General features: G+C 35.9%; 12 protein-coding genes. 1 reads left to right on the forward strand and 11 read right to left on the reverse strand.

Translation table 11 applies throughout. The annotated features are described in order from the left end of the window. Positions 1-84: 84 nt before the first annotated feature. From AC51AA_RS12860 to AC51AA_RS12910, 11 genes are all read right to left on the reverse strand, one after another. Positions 85-2,391, reverse strand: a complete 2,307-nt coding sequence (locus AC51AA_RS12860) for a penicillin-binding protein 1A (protein ID WP_500702637.1) — start codon at positions 2,389-2,391, stop codon at positions 85-87. Positions 2,392-2,401: 10 nt separating this feature from the next. Further along, the gene (locus AC51AA_RS12865) at positions 2,402-2,881 is read right to left on the reverse strand and encodes a gliding motility lipoprotein GldH (protein WP_500702638.1); all 480 of its coding nucleotides are present in this window, start codon (positions 2,879-2,881) and stop codon (positions 2,402-2,404) included. Then, entirely contained in the window at positions 2,865-4,223 is a 1,359-nt protein-coding gene (locus AC51AA_RS12870) for a PSP1 domain-containing protein (RefSeq protein WP_500702639.1), read from the reverse strand. Before AC51AA_RS12870 ends, AC51AA_RS12865 begins: the two co-directional genes overlap by 17 nt. Positions 4,224-4,566: 343 nt before the next feature. Continuing rightward, positions 4,567-5,925, reverse strand: coding sequence for an oxygen-dependent tRNA uridine(34) hydroxylase TrhO (trhO, locus tag AC51AA_RS12875; protein ID WP_500702640.1), 1,359 nt, complete (start codon positions 5,923-5,925; stop codon positions 4,567-4,569). Between the two features lie 226 nt (positions 5,926-6,151). Next, entirely contained in the window at positions 6,152-6,562 is a 411-nt protein-coding gene (locus AC51AA_RS12880) for a BrxA/BrxB family bacilliredoxin (protein ID WP_500702641.1), read from the reverse strand. Positions 6,563-6,661: 99 nt separating this feature from the next. After that, positions 6,662-7,459, reverse strand: coding sequence for a tetratricopeptide repeat protein (locus tag AC51AA_RS12885; protein WP_500702642.1), 798 nt, complete (start codon positions 7,457-7,459; stop codon positions 6,662-6,664). 9 nt (positions 7,460-7,468) lie between these two features. Further along, on the reverse strand, positions 7,469-8,662 hold the full coding sequence (locus AC51AA_RS12890; RefSeq protein WP_500705637.1) for a lycopene cyclase family protein: 1,194 nt from the start codon (positions 8,660-8,662) through the stop codon (positions 7,469-7,471). A gap of 18 nt (positions 8,663-8,680) precedes the next feature. Further along, positions 8,681-9,145, reverse strand: a complete 465-nt coding sequence (locus AC51AA_RS12895) for a thioredoxin family protein (RefSeq protein ID WP_500702643.1) — start codon at positions 9,143-9,145, stop codon at positions 8,681-8,683. A gap of 42 nt (positions 9,146-9,187) precedes the next feature. After that, complete coding sequence (locus tag AC51AA_RS12900) at positions 9,188-11,449, reverse strand: TonB-dependent receptor (protein WP_500702644.1); 2,262 nt, start codon at positions 11,447-11,449, stop codon at positions 9,188-9,190. 162 nt (positions 11,450-11,611) lie between these two features. After that, positions 11,612-12,547: an NAD(P)/FAD-dependent oxidoreductase gene (locus tag AC51AA_RS12905; RefSeq protein ID WP_500702645.1), complete on the reverse strand. Its 936-nt coding sequence runs from the start codon at positions 12,545-12,547 to the stop codon at positions 11,612-11,614. Further along, positions 12,544-12,888, reverse strand: coding sequence for a MerC family mercury resistance protein (locus tag AC51AA_RS12910; protein ID WP_500702646.1), 345 nt, complete (start codon positions 12,886-12,888; stop codon positions 12,544-12,546). The genes AC51AA_RS12905 and AC51AA_RS12910 overlap by 4 nt, the downstream gene beginning before the upstream one ends. A 93-nt stretch (positions 12,889-12,981) precedes the next feature. Here AC51AA_RS12910 and AC51AA_RS12915 point away from each other — a divergent pair, with 93 nt between their 5' ends. Further along, positions 12,982-13,362 (forward strand): Fur family transcriptional regulator, encoded by a 381-nt coding sequence (locus AC51AA_RS12915; protein ID WP_500702647.1) that lies wholly within the window; start codon positions 12,982-12,984, stop codon positions 13,360-13,362. The last annotated feature ends 4 nt before the right edge of the window (positions 13,363-13,366 follow it).

Here is a 13,366-nt window from a genome sequence, read left to right on the forward strand (position 1 = left end):
GTTGTAACCAAAAAAAAACCTTTTGCAACTTCCTACTATCAGAAGTTTACAAAAGGTTTATTTTATATTAAATGGAACGAAAAACTACAATTCGAATTCGTCTGTATTTTGTTCTGTTTGTGTTGTATCTTTTACCACTGCTGGTCTGGTATAGCAATCCACTTTGATAGAAAGATTTGCTGGTCGTTCAAACTCTGATTTAGAAATCTGAAGTCCTGGATCTGCATAACAAAGCTTCATGAAATAACCCCAGACCGGTAAAGCTGCAGTAGCACCTTGTCCATAGGTTAAACTTTTGAAACGTGCCGAACGATCTTCACATCCTACCCAAACTCCAGTCACCAGGTTAGGTACCATTCCCATAAACCAACCATCAGATTGATTTTGAGTTGTTCCTGTTTTACCAGCGATTGGATTTTTAAACATATACGGATATCCTGTCCAACGATGGTCTCCACTACCTCCACCTTCAGTACGCAAACGCGCACCAGAACCTGTTTCCGTAACACCCTCCAACAATTTGATTACGGCAAAGGCAATATCCTTGTTTAAAACATCGTGAGATTCTGGAATTGGTTCATAAATAACCTCTCCACTTTTATTCTCGATACGACTTAAAAACTGTGGCTTTACATATACTCCTTGATTGGCAAATGTACTATAAGCCGCCACCATATCTTCCACGGTAATGTCAACCGCACCAAGGGCGATAGAAGGTTGTGCTGGAATTTCCGTTTTAACCCCTAATTTATGTGTTAACTCCACTACAGCTTCAGGACCTGTTCTATCAATTAATCTAGCTGAAACGGTATTGATCGAATTGGCTAAACCTTGTTTTAAGGTCACCATTCCACGGTATCTGTTATCAGAATTTCTTGGTTCCCAATCCGCTGTAACATGATGACGTCCTTTATGAATCATAAAAGGCCCATCCAAAATTGAATCACAAGGGGACATATTCAACTGCTCGATAGCTGTTGCGTAAACAAACGGTTTAAATGTAGATCCAACCTGTCTTGCTCCTTGTCCTACGTGATCGTATTGAAAATATTTATAATTGATTCCACCCACCCATGCTTTAATATTTCCGGTTTGTGGCTCCATCGCCATTAAACCCGATTGCAAAAAGTGTTTATAGTAACGAATTGAATCCAATGGACTCATTAGGGTATCGCGCTCTCCTTTCCAGGTAAACACACGCATTTGCGTTTTTACTTTAAATGAGTTTATGATTTCTTCCTCACTTTTATCCAAGTCTTTCATAATAGCCCAACGCGTAGAATTTTTCATGGCCTGCATGATAATCCTGTCTGTTTCTGCCTTGGTAATGTTTACGAAAGGTGCATTCTTATTGCCTTTTGCTTCAATGAAGAATTGTTGTTGAAGATTCTTCATATGTTCTGATACCGCCTCTTCAGCATGCAATTGCATTCTTGAATCGATAGTCGTATAGATCTTCAAACCATCTTTGTAGATATCATAATCTGAACCATCTGGTTTTTTATTTTCTGACACCCATTTCTTCATATAATCACGTAAATACTCTCTAAAATAAGTAGCTGTACCTTCACGGTGACTTTCTAATTTAAACTTTAACGTAATAGGCAAGGCTTGCAATCTTACTTTTTCAGCCTCTGAAATCATTTTCGCCTTTTCCATTTGCGAAAGCACCACATTACGACGATTTGTAACTCCTTGCGGGTTTCTAACCGGATTGTATAAACCTGAATTTTTGAACATACCGACCAAAATAGCCGATTCGTCCATCGTTAAGTCTTTGGGATCTTTAGAAAAATACGTTTGTGCTGCAGAACTTACCCCCACAGAATAATTACCAAAATCGTATACGTTGCAATACATTGCTAAGATTTCATTTTTGGTATATTGTCTTTCCAAACGAATAGCAATAATCCATTCTTTAATTTTTTGCACAATTCTAAACGGCAAAAATTTAGACCCTTCCCCGTGAAATAATTGCTTCGCCAATTGTTGCGTTAAGGTACTCGCCCCACCATTTGTTCCTAAAGTAAAAACAGCTCTTAAGGTTCCACGTCCATCCACACCTGAGTGTTCATAAAAACGAGCATCCTCAGTTGCCACTAAAGCTTCTACTAAACTTTTTGGCAGATCTGAATATTTTAATTGTGATCTATTGGTTTTAAAATACTTACCAATCACTACTCCATCAGACGAAATAATCTCAGTAGCCAAATTGGAATCTGGATTTTCTAAATCTTCAAAAGAAGGCATTGAACCAAATAATCCCCAAGAGGCAAATAAAAAGAAAGCTAAAACACCTAGTAAACCATAAACAAAAATTCTCCAGAACTTCTTTTTATAGTGCTTAATATCTTTAACGCTATTTGTTTGATTGTTTTTCTTAGCAGCCATAACTCTATATCTAATCTTTTTGTTCTATTCTAAAACCCACATCTGTAATACCCTCCAAAGCCTGAACACCAGGGATTTTCCCAGATTCCCTTACGGCTTGTTTGATATGTACTTTGTATTTTCCTTTAAACTTTACATCTTCTTTATAAAACAGTTTACTTTCTTTTATATCAGTAAAACCGTTCCCTAATAGTGTTCCGTCTGGATTTGCCATTTGGTATTCTAAAGTATCCACTTTTGTGAATCCACTTGGCGTTTCAATAGCAACAATTAAAAACAAATTATTGAACGGATAATTGTTATTGTCTCTCAAATTTACAAATAAATTGTATTTTTTGGTAGAATCTAATACCGGTAGATCAAAGCTTACAATACTGTCTTTATGCCAAGCACTTCCAACAGATTTGTATTCATCAAAGACTCTTTTTTTATCACATGAAAAAAGAAGTACGGCTACCAAAAGAAGAATTCCGCTATTTTTTATTCTCATTTTTAGTAATAATTATAGGTTTTCTTGGCTCAGCTGGCTTGTTCTCATTCGACTTATTGGGTTTGTTCGATTGATTTTGCTTGTTATTGGGCTTGTTAGGCTTATTTGGATTTCCTCCTACTACTTTGTTTTGATTTTGATTTGCCTGAGGCTTGCTCTGATTCGGATTTACCTGAGCTTTGTTTGGAGTTGCCACAATCGCCGCTTCCGTAGTTGGTTTGCGTTTGCGACTCGGTTTTTTCTTTCTCTTAGGCTGATCAAAACGAGTCAAACTTTCCTGACCCATTGCATTGTTAAAGTCTTTTTCAGGCTCTTCCGTGATTTCAATCGCAAAATCTTCCAAAGAAGAAACTTTATTCTTTAATTTATTCTCGGCAATGATTTCTTTTACCTGATCAATCTTTAAAACATGCCAGTTTGCAAAATTATTCGTGTAAGCAAACCACATTAAACCTTTAAAGATGTCCTGTTTTTGACAAATAGCATCCCCTTTTTCAGTCACTAATTTGGTATCGTAATCTGGAAAGTCCTTCAAGGCATCCATATACGTATCTAACTCATAGTTCAAACAACACTTCAATTTACCGCATTGCCCAGCTAATTTTTGAGGATTCAATGAAAGTTGTTGATAACGGGCTGCAGAGGTATTTACACTTCTAAAATCCGTCAACCAAGTCGAGCAACATAGTTCTCTTCCACAAGAACCAATTCCTCCTAAACGAGCTGCTTCCTGACGGAAACCTACTTGTTTCATTTCCACTCTTGTACTGAACTCCTTAGCAAAATCTTTAATCAAAAGTCTAAAATCGACTCTATCATTTGCGGTATAATAAAACGTTGCTTTTGAGCCATCTCCTTGAAATTCGATATCAGAAATTTTCATCTCTAATTTATGCTGAATCGCCAACTCACGAGCTCTAACTTTCATTGGCTCCTCACGATCACGCGCTGCAGACCAAATATCAATGTCTTTTTGAGAGGCTTTTCGGTAAATTTTAGGCACTTCATTACTTTCGTGATTCACTCCTTTTTTCTTCATTTGAATTTTTATCAATTCGCCTGTCAAAGTTACAATCCCAATATCATGTCCTGGTGAAGCAACCGTAGCTACTATATCCCCAATACTTAAAGTCAATTTCTCCGAATTTCTAAAGAATTCTTTACGTCCATTTTTAAAACGAACCTCAACGCAATCAAAAATAGCCTCACCATTAGATGGACTCATATTCGAAAGCCAGTCAAAGACTGTTAATTTATTGCAGCTATCGGTGCCGCAAGTCCCATTATTTTTACAACCCTTTGGTGCACCACCATCAGAGGTTGAACAACTTGTACATGCCATAATTCTATATGTAGTGTTGCAAAAATGCAACTTAAGTTCATAAACGTTTGATCGGTAAAGATAGTATTTTTTTTAGTTTGCTTTTTATGCTTAAAAACTAAAGCCTTGTTAAATGTAAAATCCTTCGCCCTTTCACCTAGAATCATCATTTTTCACACTTTTTTTGGCTGATTTTCTTGATGTTTCCTTCACCAAATATCTCGTCTATTTCCAGTCCACAATTTACCTAACATACTGAAAACTAAAAAACTAAAAACAACTTCCAAACACCCCTATTACAAGTTGAGCTCATGATTCCCAGGGGAACCATAAGCTCAATTTTATATTAAAAAGTCAGAATAAATTATTCTATAACTTTATAGATCTTATCTGACAATCTGATTCTGAAAGGCACTTCAAAAGTAACTTTATCTCCAATTTTAGCCGTTTGAGCTTCTATTTCATTGACAATCATTTTTTCTAAAACCAATTCTTGATTTCCTGTAGTTGGTCCAGAGATTAAGATCTTATCTCCTCTATTCAATTCTTGATTTTCTATGGTAAAAAGCCCAACTTTCGCTTTTACATAATAATGTTCCGCTTTACCAAGAAGCACTTTTTTTACTTTAATTTTCTGACGGATGTCTACTGATTTTTCCGCAGTACCTAAAGCAGTATTTGGTAATTCACCAGAATGTTTAAATTTTAGACTATCTGATTTTCCTTTTCTAAAGACCTTATTTCCAACTTGCTTTCCGGTTCTTAATCGTACCTGATCCACTAAAGGCAGGCGAACAATATCAAGACATTCCACCGAGCAGCAGTTTTCCATTGCTGTTTTACACTCATCACACTGAATAAACAACAAATGACATCCATCATTTTCGCAATTGGTATGATTATCACAAGGTTTCCCACACTGATGGCATTGTGAAATAATATCTTCGGTAATTCTTTCTCCAAGACGATTGTCAAACACGAAATTTTTACCAATAAATTTACTTTCTAAGCCTTCTGCTTCAATTTGCTTGGCATAATTGATGATTCCACCTTCTAATTGGTATACATTTTTAAAACCTTGGTGCTTAAAATAAGCACTGGCTTTTTCACAACGAATTCCACCTGTACAATACATAACCAGGTTTTTATCTTCTTTGTGATTTTGAAGTTGTTCGTTGATGATGGGTAAACTTTCTCTAAAAGTTTCAACATCTGGAGTGATGGCCCCTTTAAAGTGACCTACTTCACTTTCGTAATGATTTCTAAAATCAACCACAATTGTGTTGGGATCATCTAGAATTTCATTAAATGCTGCGGCTTTCAAGTGAACGCCTATATTGGTTACATCAAAAGTTTCATCGTTCAAACCATCTGCGACAATTTTATGACGTACTTTAATAGTGAGTTTTAAAAAGGAATGATCATCATGTTCCACAGCCTCATTTAAGCGGATGTCTTTCATGAAGTCGTAACTTTCAAGAGTACCTCTAAAAGCTTCCAAATTTTCTTCTGGAATACTCATTTGAGCATTTATTCCTTCGCTGGCAACATAAATTCGACCTAAAGCATCAAGCTTATTCCAGGCTACAAATAAATCATCACGAAATTTTTTGGGATCTTGAATTTTGGCGTACGCATAGAAAGACAACGTTAGTCGTTGTTTACCGGCATCATCGATCATGATGGCTCTTTCTTCTGCGCTCAAAGTGTTATACAGTTGCATGCTATAAACAGGTTTAAGTTTAGAAATTATTTTTGAGCTGCAAAGGTAGAAAAAAAGGCTCTAAGTTACAAAAGCACCAAACAGGAAGATTTAAAAGACCAAAATACGGAGATACACCCAATAAGAATCTAATACAAAACCCCTTAAAACAAAAAAAGCACTAAATGAATAGTGCTTTTACGTCTTGATGACTTTATCTCAATGATCTAAACCTTAAGGCAAAAACTTAACAGAACTCGTTAAATGCGTCTTTTAAGTTCTCAGCAATTAATTCAGCTGGACGACCTTCGATATGATGACGCTCTAACATGTGAACCAATTCTCCGTTTTTGAACAACGCCATACTTGGTGAAGATGGAGGAAAAGGAAACATATGTTGTCTTGCAGCATCTACAGCTTCTTTGTCAACACCTGCAAAAACAGTAATTAAATGATCTGGCTTTTTACCACCTTCTAAACTCATTTTTGCTCCTGGACGTGCATTTCTTGCTGCGCAACCACATACTGAATTCACTACTACTAATGTAGTTCCTTCTGATTTTATTGCGTTTTCAACGTCTGCTGCACTATGTAAATCTTGAAAACCTGCTGCTGTTAGTTCAGCTTGCATTGGTTTTACCATTTCTTCTGGATACATATTTTTATTTTTTTTAATTTAACTTTTCGAGTTGCAAAGTTACAAAGTTTAAAAACAAGAACTTTAATTCCTTTATAAAGTTTTGTTATAGTTCTATGCTTATTTACTCAACTTTATATGATAGGGATAGCTTTCGTAAACCGTATTGTCTTCATTTATAGAAAATCCTTTTGCAGCATCTTCTCTTGCCACCGTAGCCAAGGCGCTAACTTCCTCTTTTGACTTGCCTAATTTAAACCAACAAATCGCCTTGTAATATTTCGCATCTGAAAATTCAGGATAGATCTTCAACGCTTTATCAAAAATAGCGACGGCTTCATCCCATTTTTTTAGTTCATATTTGGCAATTCCTTGGTAAAAGTATGCTGTAGGATGCTCTAATTGTTGCCTATTTGTATAGATATCATGGACATAATCGTCAAAAATATTTTCTGCTTTAGCATATTGGTTTAATTGTAAGTAGCAGAGTCCAATGTAGAAACGATAGGTATGATCCATTTCATAACTATTACCATAAAGCTCGATACATTCTTCAAAGTCTTTAATGGCCGCTGTATAGTTTTTTGCGAAGATGCATTTTATAAACCCCCTATAAGGCAACCATCTTTGTTTATCATACAATACAGCTTTATCTAAAAAGGCCATACCGACTTCATACTTTTTGCATTTAAAATAAGGCATTGCCTTTTGCTGCCATAAATACGCTATAGTACTGTCTTTTTTTAAACCCTCATCAATACAGCTTTGCCATTCTGACATCTGAAAAACATAATTGTATTTGTAAGCACAGCTGTCTAAGGATTGAGCAACAATAACATCATGAGCTTTATTTGTTGACACTTGCCCAAAACAAAAAGAGGTAAATAAAAGAGCAATTCCTAAACCAAGGTTTTTCATAGTATGATTTTAGCGGCGTTTATTTGAAAGAAAAATCACTCTAAATAACGCTTTTATAAATGGTCTTTTGGGACACTTTAAAATAACTTTAACATCTTGCATCCAATTGGTTTCTTCATCTAAAAACTTAAAAATTAAAGCCGAATTTCCATTTTGAAACATCTTTGAAAAGATCCGACTGCCGAGCTCATTATTTCTCTTGAGTATATCCAATAACAGTAAGTCATAAAACCAAAACCTATTTTTTTTATGAAAGGATTTCATCCCTGCTGAAATCGAAGAATCATCGCTTTGCCTTTGAAGAAAGTTTACTAATTCTGAAGATTTTTTATCCGAATTTCGAAAAGTATAACCCGTGCTGGCTTTCGTCCACCCCCCTGCTGTTCCAATATTTAATACTCTTTTGGTGTTTCTTTCCCAGAAAGGGTAACAGCTCATTGGAATACGTCCTAGCTCCTTTTCCAAGATTTCATACTGATCAACGCCGAGTTGTTTTAAATACTTTTGAATTTCAGTCTCATATTCCTCTTTGGTGAGCAACTGCTCTGAAAACAAAGTATATTCTACCAAAGCTTCCGTTTTTGAAGTCGGCAATACATACATAAAACGGGTATTCCCACTTTGTTCTACCGAAAAGTCCATAAAAGTCACTTGCTCGGGAGTAAAGCTTTCTTGTTCTGATTTCACAAACCAACCTATAAAATGCTGCTGCAATACAGGATATTGGGTTTGGTTTTCAACAAAAAAACTAGTGTAAATACTGTTCAATAAGGTATTGCACGAATACCTGTTCTCTTCAGTTCCAACAAAAACATGGGTTTCAAGCTCGTTGATATCGGTTACTTTTTCATTTGAAAAAGTAATATTTTGATGCTCAGAAAGGGATTCAAAAACAAAATTATAAAAATCTACTCCTCGAATTTGATTGTATTGATACGGTTTTAAACCTAAGTCTCTTTTTAAATTTTCACTAACAAACAACGCAGAGTCCCATCTTTTATAGACAATAGACTCCCAAATCGTTTTGTTTTCAGCCCAGAAACACCAGGTTCTATCATTTGTCTTTTTAGCATCTTTATCCAACAACAATATAGACGCAGTTGTAAATTTTCCAGCTAGCATCATTTTATAAACCGTCATCAAAGCAGCCAAACCTGTTCCTGTGAAAATGTAATCGAAATGTTTGATTTGAGAAGAATTCATCCTCAAAAATAAACAATTTTATTCTTTCAATTTTTCTAAAAGCAGTTTAAAGTTGATAACATCAAGGTAATTATTGTATTGCAGTATGATTTCATTTTTTTCATTTAATACACATAAAACAGGATATATCAATTGTTTGTTCACCGTCCCTAGCTGCATAGCCAATTCATGCGCCCCCACATTTATTCCAGTGGGTCTGAATTTAAATACTTGCTTATTAAAGGTAATATCGCGTTTATCTTCCCCATTGAAATCAACAAAATAAAAATCCGAATTCAGACTTTCAATGATGCCCTTATTTTTAAAAGTGGTCTGTTTCATGGTCTGACAAAACGAGCACCAATCAGCATGAATAAAAACTATTACTTTTCTCTTTTGAAGCCGCTGTAAACTATCCACCACTTCAAAAGACCTGCTTTTGAGCTGAGAGTATGCTGTTGTTGTAAGCACTAAAAAAACCACCATGATCCAACCCTTTTTCATCTTTTTTAATTTTATTGGTGTGTAAAATTTAGCCCATACTTATTACCTCAACGTATAGCGCAATCCAAAAAAGCCACGAATCGCTTGATTTTGTCCGTAAACATAGGTAGTGTCAAAAGTCAATCCATAGGGATTATCTGCTGTAACCATTACTTTTCCAGCTGAATCGTATTGTACATTTTTATCGAAAGGATCGTTGGTTCTTGAAATTAAAAATGGATTATTTTGCTTTGGGGTAAAATTCAATAAATTCTTAATACCGCCGTACAATTCAAAATTATTCCACCCCAAATACGTAAACTGAATATTTTGAATACTATACCAAGGCGATTTTGAACTTCTCGGATCTAAGTCGCTCAACAAAGGTAGCTTCATTGGGCTGTATAGATTCCCTGTATAATCTAGCAGTAAATCCAACGCTTCCATTTTATACGAAATGCTCCAGGTTCCTGTAAAATCTTCCGTTAAAAAAGGTTTTTCTGACTTCCCGTTGGTTACATTTTTATTATCTAAATAAGTCGCCCCAACAATCATTTTTAATCCCATTGGAAAATTGACATCGATATTGGTACTAATTCCTTGACTGATCGCATACCCATTAATATTGTCGTATATAATTTTATTCGGGTCAGCCTGGTAATCCGTTACTATTTTATTGCTAAATCGAGTATAAAAAGCGGTTGTTTCCACACCGATAAAAGTGCCATTATTCAGATTTATTTTTTGAATGTAATTCAAATTGGCATTGATCGATTGTTCCGGTTTTAAATCATTTTTAATAACCACGTCTCTTGAGCCTGTAAGTGCTGCATGATCCTCGGTAAATAAATTTACCACACGAAACCCCGTTCCTGCATTGAATCTAAAAATAGTATTATCATTTTTCTTCCATCGATAAGCAACTCTTGGCGTAAAAATAGAACCATGAACGGAGTTGTGGTCGTAACGCATTCCAAGTAATACCTGACTTTTTTCAGAAAGTGTAATTTCATCTTGAACAAAAATACCCGGCAACCAAGTACTTTCTGCTTCTTTTGTTGCTGCTGTATTGTCATCGTAATAAGAATAACGATTGGCAATACCCGCTAAGAAATCATTGCGACCTATTTTTTTATCCCAAGTCAATTGAACAAAACCTATTTTTTGATTAGCGATGTAAGATGTTGTTCCGTATCGACTATCCTGATAATGTACGTTTCCAGAAAACGAAAGCATCAGCTTTTCCTCAAAAGGCAATTGATAACTCCCTAATAATTCCCCTCTTTTCGTATAAATACTTTCTCCATAAATTTCATCACCTCCACGGTATTTTTTCTCCCAACGAACATCACCACCCCAACGGTCTTCATACATTCCACGTGCTGCAAGAGTAAACAAACGATTATTATTCCTTGAAAAACTCCATTTATTAAAAACTGAAATTCGTTCAGACAGGGTAACATCAGTAAAGTTATCTTTATCTCTATCGGTCACTTCATTATATTTGAAATAATTAACCCCCAAAAGCGTAGTCGATTTTTGGGTTGGATTAAATTTCATTCCTAAATCCACATTGGTTTCCAAATACGAAGTTGTAAAAACATCTGCTGAGAATAACGGTGCGTTTAACGGATTTTTGGTGATAATATTGATCAATCCTCCAACGGCTTCACTTCCATATAAAGAAGAGGCCGGACCCTTTACAATCTCAATGCGCTCCACCAGTGAATTCGGAATCCCCGATAATCCGTAAACGGTCGAAAGGCTACTCACAATTGGCATTCCATCAATCAAAACCAAAGTATAAGGCCCTTCTAATCCATTGATATGAATATCTCCTGTATTACAAACACCACAATTTAATTGAGGTCGCACTCCATTTATATTTTGGAGGGCTTCATAGATACTAGCACTTGGATTCTTTTTAAAAAAAACAGGAGAATAAACCTCTACAGGCACCGCACTTTCTAATCGTTTGACCGCCTTAAGCGTTCCGGAAACCACCACTTCATTGAGTTTATTTTCATTATCGCTTAGTTCAAAATCATAGGATAGAATCTCCCCTTTTGCCACTTCTATTTTCTTTTTCAAGGTCTGAAAACCCATTCGAGAAATCTGAATCGTATAATTTCCAATAGCAACATTTTTTAAGGAATAAAAGCCCGTACTATCGGTCACGACTTTTTGAGCTGTGCCCAGTAAATGCACATTCGCAGCGGATATTTTCTTGCCCTCGGCCCAGACAAAACCAGATACAACAGTGGTTTCTTGCCCAAAAGCAATTTGTAAACTAAACAGCATCAAGATCAAACTTATGGTTTTCATTATTATAAAATTAATTTTAGACAAAACTAAAAATTAAATTCGATAAATAACGTTTCTTAAGCTAAAAACTTTACAATCTGTCATATCTGTGAAATTTAGGCCTCCATTTTATCGCCCAAAACCCTTATAAAATCAAGGCTCTTTGACCATAATAAACAAGAACTAAACAAAGGACTCGTCGATAAGCTCTTTATTAATAGTAGCACCCGCAAAAGATCCTGAAGAAACTGCCATAGCAACAGCTCTAGCCTGAATCGCGCAGTCCCCACTAGCAAAAATCCCTGCTATAGTGGTTTGCTGCACGGCATTTACTTGTAACAAACCAGCCTCAGTTAACTGACAGCCTAATGATGCCGCCAAAGAACAATGTTGCTCAAAGGAAGGTCTCCAATACAGAGCCTTTACCTGTAATTTTGATTGATTTTGGAAGATAATGTGTTCAACATTTCCATTTTCATGACCCAAAGCCATAATTTCGTCTTCCACAATTTCGATCTGATGTTTTTTAAGAATTGCCACTTGTTCTAGGGTCAAGGTTGCTTTTCCGTTGGTACACAGACTAAGATCCTTAGTCCAATTTCCAATCATCTTAGCATACTCAAATCCCATATCTCCATTACCCACAACAGCCGTTTTTACCCCTTTCACTTCATAACCATGACAATAGGGACAATGTATAATCGAGATACCCCAACAATCAGCAAAACCCGCAATTTCAGGAAGCAGATCTTTTATACCAGTGGCAAACAATAATTTTTTTGCACTAAACACAGCTCCTGATGCCGTCAGTACTTCAAAACCCCCTGCAGTTTGGATCGCCTTCATAGCAAGCCCTTGATGAAACTCAACCGTAGGATACAAATGGACTTGTAGTTTGGCCTTAGCGGAAATGACCGCTGGTTTTTCCCCGTCTTGGGTAATAAAATTATGAGAATAGGGTGTTTGCCTGTTGCAAGGCATACCACTGTCAATAACCAGGACCTTTCTTAACGACCTACCCAGACTCATTGCTGCTGAGAGTCCACTATAACTTCCTCCAATAATAATGACCTCGTAATGATTTTGCTGTATCATAATATCGTTTTTACTAATTTTCATTTGTCATGTGATTTATAATTCAATAGATGTCCGATAATCATTCCCCCACCCCCGATTAATATCAGATTGGAATGAACATCCCAAATGATTTCACTCAAAATACCCATCCAAACCAAAATCATCGAAATCAAAAGAATACGTCCCACTACAACAGTTGCTTTTCGCATAATTCTAAAAACAGCAAAAAGTCCAATGCAAGCAAAAGCCACATCTATAAAAGGATGATGCCTTAGCCCTAAAGGCAAAATAGTTAAAAGCGGAAAAACCAAACAATGCACCAAACAAACTGTGGCGCTTGAAATTCCTAAAATATCGTAGAGAGCAGTGGTCTTTTTCTTCATTTCTTGTATATTTGCTTAATGCAATTAAGTTGCAAATATACCTATTTTTATCAATTGCAACAATGTTGCATTAATAATTTTTATCATAGACCTATGAAAAGCACTAGAAACACCGCCGCTAAAACAGCTGTTTTAGAAGCTCTTACACAATCAAAAATCGCTTTATCGCATACCGAAATTCACAAACAACTTGATGATTTGTGTGACCGCGTTACCATCTACAGAATTTTAGATCGACTGGTAAACGATGATTTGATTCATAAAATTGTCAATCTTGACGGAACCGTTAAATATGCTAAATGCCATCATACCCACCCAGTTCATATCCACAATCACGCCCATTTCAGCTGCGAAAAATGCCTTGAAATGACCTGCCTTGAAAATGTTAAACCAAGTTATCTTATTCCGCATAACTATACCGTACATGAAATCAATTTCACACTTTCGGGATTATGTCCAAACTGTTCACAATAAGAAC

The sequence above is a fragment of the Flavobacterium sp. OHVDL-2026-0007 genome (assembly GCF_059882335.1).

Bases quoted from the DNA above. Each gene is read 5' to 3' on its own strand.
- AC51AA_RS12860 (WP_500702637.1), bottom strand. From the start codon at position 2,391: ATGGCTGCTAAGAAAAACAATCAAACAAATAGCGTTAAAGATATTAAG.
- AC51AA_RS12865 (WP_500702638.1), bottom strand. From the start codon at position 2,881: ATGAGAATAAAAAATAGCGGAATTCTTCTTTTGGTAGCCGTACTTCTT.
- AC51AA_RS12870 (WP_500702639.1), bottom strand. From the start codon at position 4,223: ATGGCATGTACAAGTTGTTCAACCTCTGATGGTGGTGCACCAAAGGGT.
- trhO (WP_500702640.1), bottom strand. From the start codon at position 5,925: ATGCAACTGTATAACACTTTGAGCGCAGAAGAAAGAGCCATCATGATC.
- AC51AA_RS12880 (WP_500702641.1), bottom strand. From the start codon at position 6,562: ATGTATCCAGAAGAAATGGTAAAACCAATGCAAGCTGAACTAACAGCA.
- AC51AA_RS12885 (WP_500702642.1), bottom strand. From the start codon at position 7,459: ATGAAAAACCTTGGTTTAGGAATTGCTCTTTTATTTACCTCTTTTTGT.
- AC51AA_RS12890 (WP_500705637.1), bottom strand. From the start codon at position 8,662: ATGAATTCTTCTCAAATCAAACATTTCGATTACATTTTCACAGGAACA.
- AC51AA_RS12895 (WP_500702643.1), bottom strand. From the start codon at position 9,145: ATGAAAAAGGGTTGGATCATGGTGGTTTTTTTAGTGCTTACAACAACA.
- AC51AA_RS12900 (WP_500702644.1), bottom strand. From the start codon at position 11,449: ATGAAAACCATAAGTTTGATCTTGATGCTGTTTAGTTTACAAATTGCT.
- AC51AA_RS12905 (WP_500702645.1), bottom strand. From the start codon at position 12,547: ATGAAAATTAGTAAAAACGATATTATGATACAGCAAAATCATTACGAG.
- AC51AA_RS12910 (WP_500702646.1), bottom strand. From the start codon at position 12,888: ATGAAGAAAAAGACCACTGCTCTCTACGATATTTTAGGAATTTCAAGC.
- AC51AA_RS12915 (WP_500702647.1), top strand. From the start codon at position 12,982: ATGAAAAGCACTAGAAACACCGCCGCTAAAACAGCTGTTTTAGAAGCT.